We start from the raw sequence: 15,982 nt of genomic DNA on the forward strand, positions 1-15,982 counted from the left end.
AACCCCTTTCTTGCATAGCTTTGTACTTTACAGTACATATCTCTCGTTATCCTCAAAGACTACCTTCACTTCCCCTTCTCCAACATATCGTGTGTTCGCCCGGATCGTTCCCCTGCTCTCAACGATACAGTTTTCAATGTAAGCGTTATCTCCCAGGTAGACATCATTGAGAATAATAGAATTCTTAATGACGCAGTTCTCTCCCACAAAGGTTTTCTTAAATAACACCGAATTTTCTACTCTGCCATTGATAATACTTCCACTTCCCACAAGGCTGTTCCGCACTGCTGCTCCGGAGTTGTATTTCACCGGCGGCAGGTCGCTGACCTTTGAATATATATCTGGAAATTCCTTAAAGAAGTATCTTCTGACATCCTCCTTCAGAAAGTCCATATTCGTCTTGTAATAGGACTCCACCGTAGAAATATTGCTCCAATAGTCTTTTATCTTATAACCGTATATTTTTTTCAGGCCTCTGTACCGGATCAAAATATCGGTTACAAAATCGTGTCTGTCTTCCTCTGCACATTTCTCGATCAGCTCGATCAAAAGCCTTCTCCTGATGACGTAAATGCCCAAAGACACGGTATTGGATGAAGCGATCAGCGGCTTTTCCTCAAACTCCTCGATCCGCATCTCGTCATTCATCTTGATGGTTCCAAAGCGGCTGACGTCCGTCCCCACCGGCATCGCCATACACGCCACCGTGATATCCGCCTTCTTTTCTATATGGTATTCCAGCATTTCGTTGTAATCCATTTTGTAAACGGCGTCTCCCGATGCCAGGATCACGTAGGGCTCATGGCTTCTTTTCAGAAAATCCAGATTCTGCCCGATGGCATCCGCCGTCCCCCGGTACCAGTATTTATTATCCGCCGTCATAGTCGGGGTAAAAATATAAAGTCCCCCCTGCTTTCTCCCAAAATCCCACCACTTGGAGGAATTCAGATGCTCGTTCAGAGAGCGGGCATTGTACTGTGTCAGCACTGCTACCTTCTGTATATGGGAGTTGGTCATATTGCTGAGAGCAAAATCGATCGCTCTGTAACTTCCCGCGATAGGCATGGCCGCCACCGCTCTTCTTTCTGTCAGACCTCCCATTTTAGAGGCGTTTCCACCCGCCAGTATTACTCCTAACGCCCTCATACGCTTTCACCTGCCTTTATCAGTGTCTCACCGCTTTCCAGAATCCCTTCCGGATAATCTTCCGGATTCGTCACTCCGCTGATCGCCGTGTTTTTTCCAATCTGTACTGCCGGCGGAATGTAGGACTGTTCCCCTACCGTGACCAGCCCAAATGCATACACATCCGGCTTCAGCTTGTTTGGCGCTTCAACTCCCGTACCCAAAACCGCCTTTTTCCCGATTTTACAGCTTTCTGCAATGATGGCTCTGTCTACGATACACTCCTCTCCGATCACCGTATCCCGCATGATGATAGAATCCCGTACGACTGCTCCTTTTTCGATTACAACGCCGGATCCTATCACACAGTTTCTCACCTCGCCGTGGATCTCCGCCCCGTTCCCTACGATGCTTCTTTCTACGACCCCTTCCTCCGAGACATACTGGGGAAGTATCCTGGCATTGTTGGTATAGATCTTCCAAAATTCTTCGTACAGATTAAATTCCGGGATCAGGTCGATCAACTCCATATTCGCTTCCCAGTAGGATCCCAGTGTTCCCACATCTTTCCAGTAGCCTCTGTACTCATATGCAAAAAGTCTCTGCCCTTTGTCGTGGCAGTACGGCATGATATGCTTTCCAAAATCACACCCCGGGACGTCTTTCAGAGACATCAGCGCCTCCTTTAATACTTCCCAGCTGAAAATATAGATGCCCATAGAAGCCAGGTTGCTCTTGGGCTGGGGCGGTTTTTCCTGGAACTCTGCGATCCGCCCGTCCTCCTCCGTCACTACCACGCCAAACCGGCCGGCCTCTTCTATCGGAACCGGCATCACCGCAATGGTAACATCCGCCCGGTTTTTTTTATGTGCATCCAACATCAGTTCATAATCCATCTTATAAATATGGTCTCCCGACAGGATCAGCACATATTCCGGATGAAAGGTTTCCATATATTCCAAATTCTGGAAAATGGCATTGGCTGTCCCCGTGTACCATTCGCTGCCCTCTGTCTTCTCATGAGGAGGCAGGATCGTGACGCCGCCGTAATTGCGGTCCAGATCCCAGGAAATCCCGATCCCGATATGGCTATTCAGCCTGAGTGGCTGATACTGCGTCAGGACGCCCACCGTGTCAATGCCTGAATTGATGCAGTTGCTTAAGGGAAAATCTATGATCCTGTACTTTCCTCCAAATGTCACCGCCGGCTTAGCTACTTTTGCCGTCAGCACTCCCAGGCGGCTTCCCTGTCCTCCTGCCAACAGCATCGCTATCATCTCTTTTCTTCGCATAAGCCCCATCCTCTCCGTATAAATTGATCGTTTTTATTATAACATAACCTTTTCTCTTAGTGAACATTATAGCTAATTTTTTTGTGATTTTCAATTACTTTTTGTGAAAAACCAACAACAAAATAAGGTTGGATTTTCCCTCTCAACTGTATATAATGAAGAGGTAGAGATATGCCTAACAAAGAAAGGAATTACTTTTATGTATAAAATCGATTTTAATCATCCGGTTCACCTGTATTTCATGGGAATCGGAGGGGTCAGCATGAGCGGATTAGCGGAGATCCTGCTTCAGGAGGGGTTTCAGGTTTCCGGGTCAGACCGTCAGGTTTCCCCCCTGACCCAGCGCCTGGAGTCCCTGGGAGTACGGGTATACACACCGCAGACAGCAGCTAATATTTCTTCTGATATTGATGTTGTTGTCTATACTGCGGCCATCCGGGAAGATAATGAAGAATTTCAGGCAGCCCGCGCTTTAGATCTTCCTATGCTGAGCCGCGCCGAGCTGCTGGGCCAGCTGATGAAAAACTATAAGACTTCTATCGCAGTAGCCGGAACTCACGGAAAGACCACTACGACTTCCATGCTGTCCCAGATCCTTCTGGAGGCAGAGGTGAATCCTACCATTTCCGTCGGCGGAATGTTAAAAGCCATTGGCGGGAACATCCGCGTAGGCGCTTCTGACTATTTTCTGACAGAGGCCTGTGAATACACCAATAGCTTTTTACATTTTTTCCCTAAAATCGCCGTCATTTTAAATATTGACGAGGATCATTTGGACTTTTTCAAGGATCTTGATGACATACGGAATTCCTTCCGACAGTTTGCGGCTTTGCTTCCTGCTGACGGAACCCTGGTCATCAACGGTGAGATCCCTGATCTTGCTCCTCTTCTGGAAGGACTTTGCTGTCGTGTGGTACAATACGGCGGAGACAGCTCTTTCGACTACAGCGCCACAAATATCACCCATGACCCCTACGGGGTCGCCTCCTTTGACCTGGTCAAATCCGGTATGTTCGTCGAACGGATCAGTCTTTCTGTCAACGGGGATCACAACGTTATGAATGCTTTGGCGGCCATTGCCGTTGCAGATGTGCTGGCGCTTCCTTTTTCCGCGGTCTGTCAGGGACTGCACCGCTTTACCGGTACCGGAAGACGTTTTGAATACAAGGGAGAGCGTCAGGGAGTTACCGTCATTGACGACTACGCCCATCATCCTACAGAAATCCGGGCTGCGCTGGGAGCCGCCGCCCACTATCCTCACAGGGAGATCTGGTGTGTCTTCCAGCCTCATACCTATACCCGGACCAAAGCTCTGTTCGCAGAATTTGCAGATGCTCTGTCTGCGGCGGATCACGTCATCCTGACGGACATTTATGCTGCCAGGGAAACGGATACGCTGGGAGTCTCTTCTGCCAAGCTGGCGGAAAGGCTGCGGGAAAAAGGTTGTGACGCTTACCATATTTCTTCTTTTGAAGAAATCGAGGCCTTTTGCAGGGAGCATTGTATAGAAGGAGACCTGTTGATAACTATGGGAGCCGGAGACGTTGTAAACATAGGCGAATCTTTGCTGAGTCACTAGTTATCCACAAAATCCACAGGATTTTATCCACAAAAAACCTGATTTTCCCTGCAGAAATTTCTTTTTCCCGTTCTCTTTGGGTGCTATAATAACCCTACTTAATGGGAATGCAAGGGAGGCAGTACATATGAGGATACCGATCCTGTCCGGGAGGACTTCAAACACAACCACGATCGAGAATACTTTTATCGATCAATATATGGCATCTGCCAATGGAGAATACGTAAAGGTATATCTGTTGCTGCTGCGCCGTTCCTGTAACGGCCTGGATCCCTGGTCTGTTTCCCAGCTGGCAGATTTTCTGGATTGTACGGAAAAAGATATTGTTCGTGCTTGTAATTACTGGAAAAAGGCGGGACTTTTAGAGTATCAGGAAAGTTCAGCCTCTTCTTCTGTGCCTGCCTCAAATACGGGAGCTTCCGAGGAAGCCGGCTTTGCCTCCTCCGAAAAATCCAAGAAGGTCTCCTATGGACAGCCTACCGACGAAAAGAAAAGCAGCCCTGCGACAGTGCTTTCTCTTTCGGAAAGCAAGACCGCTTCTTCTGCGAAGAAGACGCCGACAAAGCGAACCTCTTCTCAGAAGGCACTGAAACAGCTGATCCATGTCGCAGAGCAGTATCTGGGAAAAACGCTCAGCGCTTCCGACATGGAAACGATCCAGTATTTCCTGACAGACCTGGAGTTTTCTCCGGATCTTATCGACTATCTTTTGGAATACTGTGTGGAATACGATCACAAAAGCATGCACTATATCAAAAAAGTGGCCCTTTCCTGGAAAGAGCAGCAGGTTACCACCATCGAAGAAGCCAAGGCTGCCTCTTCCCGGTATAATACAGCCGCCTACTCCATCCTGAAGGCATACGGAATCCAAAACCGTGCCCCTGCTCCCGTAGAGGAGACCTACATCAAAAAGTGGATCCGCACCTTTGGATTTGCGATGGACGTGATTTTGGAGGCGTGCAGCCGTACCATCCGCACCATCCATCAGCCCAGTTTTGAATATACGGACAGCATTCTTTCCAACTGGAAAGAGCAGGGACTTTCTTCCCTGTCAGATGTACAGGAGGCCGATTTAAAATATCTACAGGAAAAAGAAGCAAAAAAGAAAACCAGGAGTTCTTCCAAGACTTCCTCGCCAAACAGGTTCAACAACTTTGACGGCCGTTCTTACGATATGAATGACATGGAGCGCCGTCTGATCCAGCAGTAGGGAGACGGGGGATCCTCATTCCAAGGAGACTATCTATGGCATTGAGCAATGCGCAACATTCACAACTTATGCGGATCTACGAGCAGCGGCAGCTGGAAAGCCGCAGGCGCCTTCAAAAACGTTTGGAAGAGGTTTATGCTGCCGTTCCAAAATTCCGTACCTTAGAAGATGCCATCGCGTCTTCCAGTGTAGAAAAGGCCCGTCTTTTGCTGGACGGTGATGCTTCTGCTCTGGACTCGCTGAAAGAAACACTGGCAGAGCTTTTGGTGCAAAAACGAGCACTTCTTTCTGACGCCGGATTCCCGGCCGATTACCTGGAGCCGGATTTCTTCTGTGATGCCTGTAAGGATACCGGATATATTGGAACCACGCCCTGCCATTGTCTGAAAAAAGAAACGGTACATCTGCTTTACACACAGTCCAATCTGCAGGATTTTCTGGAACGGGAGAATTTCTCCACCTTTTCACTGGGGTTTTACTCCCCCAACCTGGTGGATCCTCTGACCGGTCGTTCTGCAAGAGACGCCGCTGTTACCGCCCTTCAGACCTGTCAGGACTTCGCCCGGAACTTTTCGGACACTTTCCGGAACCTTCTTCTCTACGGAAGTACCGGAACCGGAAAGACTTTCCTTTCCCACTGTATCGCCAAGGAGGTCATGGAATCTTCCCATTCTGTGATTTATCTGACTTCCACAGAGTTGTTTGACCTGCTGGCCGATCATACATTCCGCCATACAGAAGGCGAGGCAGAGGCTGCCTACGATCAGATCTACGACTGCGATCTTCTGATCATCGACGATCTGGGAACGGAATTCACCAATTCCTTCACCGCTTCTCAGCTGTTTATCTGCCTGAATGAGCGCATACTAAGGCGCCGATCCACCGTAATATCCACCAATCTTGCATTGGGTGATATAAAAGAGACTTACTCAGAGCGGACATTTTCCCGCATCAGCAGCCACTACACCATCTTAAGGCTGACCGGCGATGATATCCGCATCCAAAAAAAATTATTACAATCGGGAGGTACCAACCATGCTACGCCGTAATGACCGTAACCTTGAAAACATTCCAACCGGAGCCCTGGGGATTATTGCCCTTGACAGCTGCAAGGATCTGGGGAAAAAAGTCAATGATTATCTTGTGAAATGGAGAAAGGAAGACGGTCCGGCTCATAAGGACGACATCGTCTTCCACGGATACGAAAGAGATACCTTTCTCCTGAACACCAAGGTACCCCGCTTCGGATCCGGAGAAGCGAAGGGGATCGTCAATGAATCTGTCCGCGGAATGGATCTCTACCTGATGGTGGATGTATGTAACTACAGCATGACCTACTCCTTATCCGGAAACATCAATCATATGTCCCCGGATGACCACTATCAGGATCTGAAGCGTGTGATCGCCGCGATCGGAGGAAAGGGCAGGCGTATCAACATTATCATGCCTTTCCTTTATGAAAGCCGTCAGCACCGCCGCAGCGGCCGGGAATCTCTGGACTGTGCGCTGGCCCTTCAGGAACTGGTCCGCATGGGAGCTGACAATATCATTACCTTTGACGCCCATGATCCACGGGTTCAAAATGCTATTCCGTTAAACGGATTTGAAACGGTACGTCCCACCTATCAGTTTATCAAGGGACTGCTCCGCCGCTTTCCGGATCTGACCATCGACGCAGACCATATGATGGCTATCAGCCCCGACGAGGGCGCTACCGAACGTGCCATCTATCTTGCCAATGTTCTGAATCTGGACATGGGAATGTTCTATAAGCGCAGGGATTTTACCCGGATCGTGGACGGAAGAAATCCTATCGTAGCTCATGAATTTTTGGGATCCTCCGTGGAAGGCAAGGATGTGATCATCCTGGACGACATGATCTCCTCGGGAGACAGTATTCTGGATGTGGCAAGACAGCTGAAGCAAAGAAAGGCTCGAAGAATCTTTGCGGCTGCTACCTTCGGACTCTTCACCAACGGTCTGTCCAAATTTGATCAGGCTTATGAAGAGGGTGTACTGGATGCCATCCTGACTACCAACCTGATCTATCAGCCGCCCCAGCTTCTGGAACGTCCATACTACATCAATTGCGACATGAGCAAATACATCGCACTGATGATCGACACCCTCAATCACGATGGCTCTGTCAGCAGTCTTCTGAACCCCAGCGAGCGGATTCAGAATGTGATCGAGCGTTACAAAAGAGGCGAAGCGATCTAACGTCAAAAGTAGTTTCCTGTTAGAATTTGTTTTAACAATCCGGTTGGGACCGGCGATTGAGAGCCTTGTCCCGCCGCAAAAAATATCCTGCAGAGAAGGACGAAATTGTCCGGATTCTGCAGGATGTTTTTATGTATATAAATACTTCCCCGTCTTTAGTTCGATCACCCTTTGGTTACGGCTGCCTCTGAATACAAGAGACAGGTCTTTTTCCGCTTCCACAAAGGGGCCATCCACCAGTACGTCGATATAAGACAGCATTTCTTCGGTATCTTTTCCATACACCCGGCCTCCCTCCTGCAGATCCACATCATACAGGTAGCCGGTGTAACACCACACATCCTTCTCAGGGAACTGCGCCTTTATCTCCCGAAGCAGCCCTACCAGCTCCCGTTGATTCTCCGGCTCAAAAGGCTCTCCTCCCAGCAGACTGAATCCCTGTACATAGGAGGGCTGCAGATCGGTCAATATCTGTTCCCTGACAGCATCGGTAAACTCACTTCCGTAGTCAAAGGCCCATGTTTCCCGGTTGAAGCACCCTTTACAGTGGTGCCTGCAGCCGGAAACAAACAGGCTGACTCTGACTCCCGGACCATTGGCAATATCACAGGCCTTTACATTTCCATAGTACATGCCGTCCTCCTACAGATGCAGGACTCTGTCTTTGATCTCCTGCGTCCGCCCCTGATTCCAGAACTGTGTTCCGATGTAGCCGCAGGTTCTTCTTGCCACAAACAGTCTGTCCTGATCGGTATTTCCACAATTGGGGCACTGCCATCCCAGTTTTCCGGATGCGTCCTCTTTTACTACGACCTCCCCGGAATACCCGCAGCATTCACAATAATCACTCTTCGTATTCAACTCTGCATACATGATATTGTCATAGATAAACTGCATTACCGTCAAAACTGCCGGGATATTGTCCTGCATATCCGGCACTTCGATATAGCTGATGGCGCCTCCGGGAGAAAGCTTCTGAAACTCCGCTTCAAATTTGAGTTTATGGAAAGCATCGATCTCTTCTGCAACATGCACATGGTAGCTGTTGGTAATGTAGTTCTTGTCTGTTACGCCCGGAATAACGCCAAACCGCTTTTTCAGGCACTTGGCAAACTTATAGGTAGTGGATTCCATCGGAGTTCCGTATACGGAATAGCTGATGTTCTCAGCCTCTCTCCACTGCGCGCACTTATCGTTCAGCCTCTGCATGACTGCCAGCGCAAACGGTCTCGCCTCCGGATCCGTGTGCGATTTCCCTTTCATGCGTATGCACATTTCATACAGTCCCGCATACCCCAGAGAAATGGTGGAATAGCCGTCATACAACAGCCGGTCTATTTTTTCACCCTTCTTCAGTCTTGCCAGCGCCCCATACTGCCACAGGATGGGCGCCACATCCGAAATGGTGCCCAGCAGCCTGTCGTGTCTGCAGCGAAGCGCTCTGTGACAAAGCTCCAGCCGCTCTTCCAAAATAGCCCAGAACCGCTCCTCATTTCCATTGGCGGAGCATGCCACATCTACCAGGTTCAGCGTCACCACGCCCTGATTGAAACGTCCGTAGAATTTGTAGCTTCCATCCGGGTTCTTCTGCTTTTCCTCTACCGTCAGAAAAGACCGGCATCCCATGCAGGGATACACTGCTCCCTTTTTCAATTCCCGCATCATTTTTGCGGAGATATAATCCGGCACCATACGCTTCGCCGTACATTTCGCCGACAGTACGGTCAGATCCCAATACTTGGATCCTTCCGTGATATTATCCTCATCCAGTACATAGATCAGCTTGGGGAATGCCGGTGTGATCCATACACCCTTTTCGTTTTTGACTCCCTGCATCCTCTGGATCAACACTTCTTCGATGATAATGGCCAGATCATCCCTGGTCTGCCCCTCTTCTACCTCATCCAGATACATAAACACCGTCACAAAAGGCGCCTGTCCGTTACAGGTCATCAAAGTGATCAGCTGATACTGGATCGTCTGGATCCCGCTTCGGATCTCCGTTCGAAGACGTGTTTCCGTTACTTTTCTGATGATCTCCTCATCCAGCGTTTCGTGGCAGGATTCTCTCTCTTCTATAACCGTTTTACGTATTTTCTGCCTGCTGATGTCTACAAAGGGAGCCAAATGCGCCAGAGTAAAGGACTGCCCGCCATACTGGTTGCTGGCTACCTGTGCCACGATCTGGGTCGTCACATTGCAGGCGGTAAAAAAGCTGTGGGGCTTTTCTATGAGCGTCTCACTGATAACGGTTCCGTTTTGCAGCATATCCTCCAGATTAATCAGGTCGCAGTTATGCTCCTTCTGTGCGAAATAATCGGTATCATGAAAATGAATGATCCCCGCCTCATGGGCCGCCACCACTTCCTCCGGCAGCAGTACACGCTTGGACAGGTCCTTGCTCACCTCTCCCGCCATATAGTCTCTCTGGGTGGAATTGATCACAGGGTTCTTGTTAGAGTTTTCCTGATTCACTTCCTCGTTAATATGCTCGATCAGTGCCAGGATCCCGTTATCTGTAGTATTGGACTTTCGGGTCAGCTCCCGTTTATACCGGTAACGCACATATTTCTGCGCCACCTCATAGCCCCGCATCTCCATGATCCCGGTCTCCACCATATCCTGGATGTCCTCCACATGGACTGCATGAGTAAGCGCCTCCACTTTCGCCGTTACATTGTCTGCAATCGCCATGATCTGATAGTCATTCATCTGATACAGACGATCCACCTCCTTGTTGGCTGCAATGATCGCATTCCTGATTTTTTCAATACAAAAATCCACTTCTTCCCCGCTTCTTTTGATAACACGGGTGTTCTTTGCCGTACTCATACGCTCTCCCCTTCTTCCACTAAATATCGAACCTTTTGTCTCGCTCACACTACATATTGTGTCTGTTCACTATCATACACCATATTTCTTTGAAAGGGAAGAGGTATTTTCTATATTTCTTATCTGTCATCTTCCTGTCAGGCTCTCCTTTGCTTTTTTGCCCGCTTTCCAAACAATTCTGCCTGCTTTTTTATTTGCTCTGCGTCGGCTTCCCGCCTATGACAACCGGTATATTTCCTCTCCGTTCTGTCTAAAATTTACAGATATCTACCCAGGCAGTCCCTTCGCACAGAGTCTCCAGCTCTTCCGGCGTCAGATCTACCATGCTGTTGCTGCTTCCACACGCCGGGTAGATCCTGTCAAACCGCTTCATGGATACGTCCAGATACACTTTGACTCCTTCCCGTATTCCAAAGGGGCATACCCCTCCCACATCATGTCCGATTTCCTCTGCTACTTCCTCTTTCGTAAGCATCTTTGCCTTTCTTCCAAATTGTTCCTTGAATTTTTTATTGTCCACTCTCCCGTCTCCTGCGCAGACGATCATGATCGGGGCATCTGTCCCCCAGAAGGTCAGGGATTTCGCGATCCGCTCCGGCTCTGTGCCAATTGCCTGCGCCGCCAGCTCTACCGTCGCACTGGAGGTCTGAAACACTGTGATCCTCTCCGCGTATCCTCTCTGCCTTAAATATTCTCTTGCCTGTTCAAATGCCATTTGCTCCTCACTCCTTTTCTGCCTTCTCATTATACTCGAAATGTTTGCTTTTTTATATCCTTTTCTTGCAGCATTTGCCGGAGGCCGAGAACATAAAAACTTGGAATGGTAATTCTTCCGTCAGATATGAAAAGAGCGAATTTCTACCGCTCTGACATAAAAAAACGGCATAGCCGATAGTTACATCAACTATGCCGATGTTTTTAAAAATTATCAAAGCCTCAGGTCAAGATACCCTTTCCTGCTTCTCCTTTTTCCCATCAATAGACGAACGCCTCTGCCAGCTGTGCACTTTCCACCAGCCCTCTGTAGGTTTTTGAGGAAGTCAGAAGTTCCTGGTGTTTGCCCCAGGCCTCTACCTTTCCGTCCTCGATCACCACGATCTTGTTCGCATTTTCAATGGATTTCAATCGATGGGAAATAATGATCACCGTCTTGCCCTTCATAAGCTTGTTCAGACTTTCCTGAATTTTCTTCTCATTATCCACATCCAGGGCTGCTGCGATCTCATCCAGGATAACGATCGGCGCATCTTTCAAAAATGCTCTGGCAATGGAAAGCCTCTGCCTTTCCCCGCCGGACAGGGTCGCTCCGTTTTCCCCGATCCTGGTGGCATATCCTTCTGGAAGCCTGCTGATAAACTCCTCGCAGTTTGCCAGGCGGGCCGCACGTTTTACCTCTTCGTCACTTGCTCCCGTCTTTCCGATCCGGATATTTTCCAGAACAGACGTATTAAAAAGCGTCACATCCTGAAAAACAATAGACACTTTGTCAAACAGCGCCTTTGTTGAAATCGCTTTGATGTCCTTCCCTGAAATCCGGATGCTTCCCTCCTCATAGTCATACAGTCTTGACATCAGCCGCAGGATACTGGTCTTTCCGCAGCCGGATTTTCCTACCAAAGCCGTCACCTCATTCTGCTTTGCAGTAAAGCTGACGCCCTTTAGGATCGGCGTGTCGGCATCATAGGAAAATCTAACGTCCTGCAGCTCAATATCAAATCGCTCTAACGAAGCCTCCTCTCCCGTCTGCAGCGGCGTCTGGCGGATCTCCTTCACCCTCCGGATCATGGAATCAATGTAAAACAGCTCCGCCATATTCTGGCCTATGGCCTCCGCCCCGTCTTTCAGCTTCATGGCAGCCAGAAGATATCCGATGAAATAAAGAAGATTCATTTCTCCTGCAAACAGCATGACTGATCCTAAAACGATCACACCTACCAAAGAAAGGTACAAAACAATGCTGGCCAGATTCATTGTGAGACCCACCAGTATTTCTGCCCGGATATGAATGGTTTCACTCTCCTCCATCTCTCTGTAAAGCTTTCTTTTTATTTCTTTTGCCATTCCGAAGCTTTGTATTTCCTGCTGCAATTCGATTGCTTCTTGAAAGCTTTCCGCATTTTTCCGCAGCTTTGTATAGTATTTCCCCTGATTTTTGATCTGCATCCGCTTGGAAAGAAGAATCAGTAAAAAGTTCAGCAAAATCGGCAGGATCACTATCGCCCCAAGCTTCACATTCCCTGTCAGAAGCAGTACGGAAACCACTGCGAAAAACGCAAGAAACCCTATCAGCTTGGCAATGGCATGAGAGAGCGCATGCTCTATGGCCGCCACGTCTCCCATGATGGTTTGTGCCAGATCGGAAAGATCATGTTTGGAAAAATATGACAGAGGAAGCTTACTCAGCGTGCTTGCAATATCGATCCGCAGATGTTCGCTTTCCCTGTAGGTAGCATTGTATAAAGAGTTATATTCGATACTCAGCAGGACATACAGCCCCACCAGTATGACCGCCGAAACGGCAAAGTACACCCCGTTGCTTCTGGTATGCCCCAGCACCAGCTGATCAAAAAACAACAGCAGCAGCATAGCAGGTACCATATTCATCGTGTAGCAAAAAAAGGTTGCGATACTGGAACGCACCAGATCTTTCGCTCCCTGCTCCGTCAACGCCAGCCGGTTTCTAAACAACTTTTTCATCTGTAACCCTCCAATCGTTTGCCTCTGCATAAATTTTCTGAAAATGTCTGTATACCGTATCTTCTTTCATCAGCGCCTCGTCCGTTCCCCTCTCGATGATCTTCCCGTCCTGCATCACCAGAATCTCATCCACATTCCGGATGCTGGTCAGCCGATGCGCGATCATGATCACGGTCTTGCCTTTCATCAAATTGGCGAACGCCTTCTGCAATTCATGCTCATTGTCCGGATCGATCCCTGCGCTTGCCTCGTCAAAGATCACGATCTTTGCGTCCTTTAGGATCGCTCTGGCGATTGCGATCCGCTGTTTCTCTCCGCCGGACAGATAGACTCCCTTCGATCCGATCACTGTTTTCTCCCGGTCTTTAAATTTTTCCAAAATGCTGTCGCAGCCTGCAAGATGCATGGCCTCCAGCACCTCTTTTTTTGTGGCCTTTTTATTGGCGAGCGCCACATTTTCAAAAAGTGTCGTCTGAAACAGCTTTACATCCTGAAATACAAACGCAATATTTTGAATGACTGCTTCTTTCGCATATTCCGTCAAAGGAATGCCCCCAATTTTTACCGCACCGGACTGAATCTTATAAAATCCTGAGATCAGCTTGGCAATCGTAGATTTCCCGCTCCCGCTTGCTCCCAGAAGCGCATAGGACTTTCCTTCTTCCAACCGGAAACTTACATCCTCCAGCACCAGCTTGTCTCCATATCCAAAGGACACATGCTCAAATTCAATATCAAAATTCGGAAACCGGGTTTCCTTCCCAAACTCCAGACAGTCTTCCTGCATCTGTTCATACAGCGTTTCCAGCTTACCTACAGCGTCCTGCGCCTGAAACATATACATGGACAGGTACATAACTTTCATGATAAAGGTAAATAGCACTCCGCTTAGGAAGAAGACCATGATCAGTTCTGTCACCGTTCCTTTTGGATTTCCTCCTATATCCGTAAACCACAGCAGTAGGGGGATCAAAAGCGCCACCAGGCCGAAAAACAATTCCTGAAACAAAACATACGGGATTTTACAGCTCATGGAATAATTCAATGCATATCTGGCGTATTCCCTGATCGCTCCATGCAGCGCTTTAAAGCTTTTTACATCCACCCCGAAGATCTTTACCACCTGCATTCCTCTGATGTACTCCACCGTTTCACTGCTTAGCTTTTCCAGAGACTCCTGATAGATCTTCATAAATTTCTTCTCTCCCATCATTCGGCTCATCAGTAGCAGGCTGAGTGCTGTCAGCGCCAAAAGAGTCCCTCCTACACGGATGCTGACTGCAAAGCCAAGAAGCAGCAGCAGAACCGGCATCAGCATGGCTCCCGTATTATCCGGGATCAGATGGGCCACCGCCATATGTGTCTGAGCCGCGTTGTCATCCAGAAGTTTCCTTGTTTTCCCTGAAGAAGTTTTGTCAAAAAACCGGAAACTGGCATTTGTCAGCCCATCGATCCCAAATTTTCTCAGATTTGTCTCCAGACGGAAAGCAAACAGATGCGCCGCCGAAAGGGAAAGAAAATACAAAATTCCTCCGCCAAACATCAAGCCTGCGATCCAAAGGGCAGATTGTGTCGCCCCTTCCTGATTCCCTTCCAGGATCAGCCGATTTAAAAATCCATACAGATTATAAAAGGCATAGATCTGAAGCAGAGCTGCTCCCGCCGAAAAAAGAACCGTCAGAAACAACAGGTACTTTTTTTCCGGCGCATAGCTGATTAGTTTTTTATAAACCCGAAACATAAAACCCTCCTTTTCTGTCACGTTTAGACAGTGATTTTGTTTTTGATAATAACCCTCAATATGCATTTGCACAGAATTCCTTTATGCATAAGCATTTTCGCTTTATTATTGTATCTGCTTTTAAAAAATGATACAATCAATCTAGCTTTTAATGTCTAATCGTATTATTGTTTTGTCTAATTGCAATAGTCTGATTGCAATCGCAGGAGGTGCCTATGTCTTCTTTTTCAGAGTTTCTAAAAACCCTCGACTGTCAGATCTGTCCGAACTCTGCCGGATTCTGCTCTGCCGGTCAGACATTTCATATGCAGGGCGAAGATTTTGACGGCTGTTACTGGTACTATGAAACCGATCAGTTTATTGTAGATATCCATGATTTTTTCATAACAAAGGAAAAGATCGTCGGATCCTTTTCCGGACTCTCCCACCTGTTTTCCTTTAATTCCACCTACATCAAATCCGCTAACGGAGAGTGTTTTACTCCTTATCAGACACTGACCTCCAATACGCTTTTGGTCTCCAGTACAGAAGAAACCTCCGCCCGTTTTCTTCTCCATGGCAACTCCCCCTTTCTCAGCGTGGGGATCAGCTTCAAGGAAAATATGATCCAGGAATATCTTGCTTCTTCGGATATCCCCGCGTCTGACGTCTTTTTCGATACCCGAGAGCTGGTCACCAAGCCTCTGGAGCTTCTGGCAAACGCCATTTTAACCTGTCAGATGACAGTTCCTGCCGCTCAGCTTTTTTTGAGGCCAAGGCCAAAGAATGGCTCAGTATCACTTTGGACGCCTACCTGAACAAATCCCGGCTCCGCCAGATTTCTGCCGCCGACAAACGCGGACTGGAAAATGTGGAAAACTATATCAACGACCATTATGCACTGGACATTCCCCAGGAGCTTTTGGAAAAAATTGCCATGATGAGCGGGACGAAACTAAAAACGCTCTTTTCTTTGAAAAATCAGATGAGTATTACCGAATACTCTCAGAGAAAACGGATGAACATCGCAGAGACGCTGCTGTCCACCACCGATCTGGAGATAAAGGATATTGCCAAATCGGTGGGATACGCTTCCCACAGCCGTTTTACCACGCTGTTCAAAAAGTACAAGGGGATTTATCCCCGGGAAGTTAAAAAGCAGTCCTTTGCCAGCCATCCCGCCGCTGATTGCCACAAGCATTCCTGCCGCAGGACTTTCCCTGATCCGGCAGACTCCCTCCCCCTTTGACCGCAGACGGTCTTTTTGTATTTCCACACGTAAAAGACTCCGGACCTATGACACCCGG

At 48.3% G+C, this 15,982-nt stretch carries 13 protein-coding genes; 6 read left to right on the forward strand and 7 right to left on the reverse strand.

The annotated features are described in order from the left end of the window. Window positions 1-27: 27 nt before the first annotated feature. On the reverse strand, window positions 28-1,146 hold the full coding sequence (gene glgD, locus FYJ34_RS05890; RefSeq protein ID WP_154477012.1) for a glucose-1-phosphate adenylyltransferase subunit GlgD: 1,119 nt from the start codon (window positions 1,144-1,146) through the stop codon (window positions 28-30). Further along, on the reverse strand, window positions 1,143-2,417 hold the full coding sequence (locus tag FYJ34_RS05895) for a glucose-1-phosphate adenylyltransferase (RefSeq protein ID WP_154477014.1): 1,275 nt from the start codon (window positions 2,415-2,417) through the stop codon (window positions 1,143-1,145). The genes glgD and FYJ34_RS05895 overlap by 4 nt, the downstream gene beginning before the upstream one ends. 199 nt (window positions 2,418-2,616) lie before the next feature. Between FYJ34_RS05895 and murC the strand changes: the two genes are divergently transcribed. The 4 genes from murC to FYJ34_RS05915 all read left to right on the forward strand — a co-directional run bounded on the left by murC (window position 2,617) and on the right by FYJ34_RS05915 (window position 7,426). Next, entirely contained in the window at window positions 2,617-3,996 is a 1,380-nt protein-coding gene (gene murC / locus FYJ34_RS05900) for a UDP-N-acetylmuramate--L-alanine ligase (RefSeq protein ID WP_154477016.1), read from the forward strand. A gap of 127 nt (window positions 3,997-4,123) precedes the next feature. Then, window positions 4,124-5,206: a DnaD domain protein gene (locus FYJ34_RS05905; protein ID WP_154477018.1), complete on the forward strand. Its 1,083-nt coding sequence runs from the start codon at window positions 4,124-4,126 to the stop codon at window positions 5,204-5,206. 35 nt (window positions 5,207-5,241) lie between these two features. After that, window positions 5,242-6,255, forward strand: coding sequence for an ATP-binding protein (locus FYJ34_RS05910; protein WP_154477020.1), 1,014 nt, complete (start codon window positions 5,242-5,244; stop codon window positions 6,253-6,255). Further along, entirely contained in the window at window positions 6,242-7,426 is a 1,185-nt protein-coding gene (locus FYJ34_RS05915) for a ribose-phosphate pyrophosphokinase (RefSeq protein WP_154477022.1), read from the forward strand. The genes FYJ34_RS05910 and FYJ34_RS05915 overlap by 14 nt, the downstream gene beginning before the upstream one ends. A 129-nt stretch (window positions 7,427-7,555) precedes the next feature. Here FYJ34_RS05915 and nrdG read toward each other — a convergent pair whose 3' ends face one another. The 5 genes from nrdG to FYJ34_RS05940 form a co-directional block, all read right to left on the reverse strand. Continuing rightward, window positions 7,556-8,059, reverse strand: coding sequence for an anaerobic ribonucleoside-triphosphate reductase activating protein (gene nrdG, locus FYJ34_RS05920; RefSeq protein WP_154477024.1), 504 nt, complete (start codon window positions 8,057-8,059; stop codon window positions 7,556-7,558). Between the two features lie 9 nt (window positions 8,060-8,068). Continuing rightward, the gene (gene nrdD, locus FYJ34_RS05925) at window positions 8,069-10,258 is read right to left on the reverse strand and encodes an anaerobic ribonucleoside-triphosphate reductase (RefSeq protein WP_154477026.1); all 2,190 of its coding nucleotides are present in this window, start codon (window positions 10,256-10,258) and stop codon (window positions 8,069-8,071) included. A gap of 250 nt (window positions 10,259-10,508) precedes the next feature. Then, entirely contained in the window at window positions 10,509-10,973 is a 465-nt protein-coding gene (locus tag FYJ34_RS05930; RefSeq protein WP_154477028.1) for a YbaK/EbsC family protein, read from the reverse strand. A 260-nt stretch (window positions 10,974-11,233) separates the two neighbouring features. Then, a complete protein-coding gene (locus FYJ34_RS05935) occupies window positions 11,234-12,955 on the reverse strand; it encodes an ABC transporter ATP-binding protein (protein WP_154477030.1) in 1,722 nt (573 codons plus the stop codon). Then, on the reverse strand, window positions 12,939-14,696 hold the full coding sequence (locus FYJ34_RS05940; protein WP_154477032.1) for an ABC transporter ATP-binding protein: 1,758 nt from the start codon (window positions 14,694-14,696) through the stop codon (window positions 12,939-12,941). Before FYJ34_RS05940 ends, FYJ34_RS05935 begins: the two co-directional genes overlap by 17 nt. Window positions 14,697-14,911: 215 nt before the next feature. On the opposite strand from FYJ34_RS05940, the gene FYJ34_RS13145 reads away from it, so the two are divergent. Both FYJ34_RS13145 and FYJ34_RS13150 read left to right on the forward strand, forming a co-directional pair. Next, on the forward strand, window positions 14,912-15,493 hold the full coding sequence (locus FYJ34_RS13145; RefSeq protein WP_235899267.1) for a hypothetical protein: 582 nt from the start codon (window positions 14,912-14,914) through the stop codon (window positions 15,491-15,493). Beyond that, on the forward strand, window positions 15,478-15,924 hold the full coding sequence (locus FYJ34_RS13150) for a helix-turn-helix domain-containing protein (RefSeq protein ID WP_235899269.1): 447 nt from the start codon (window positions 15,478-15,480) through the stop codon (window positions 15,922-15,924). Before FYJ34_RS13145 ends, FYJ34_RS13150 begins: the two co-directional genes overlap by 16 nt. The last annotated feature ends 58 nt before the right edge of the window (window positions 15,925-15,982 follow it).

The sequence above is a fragment of the Suipraeoptans intestinalis genome (assembly GCF_009696485.1).
GTDB lineage: Bacteria > Bacillota > Clostridia > Lachnospirales > Lachnospiraceae > Suipraeoptans > Suipraeoptans intestinalis.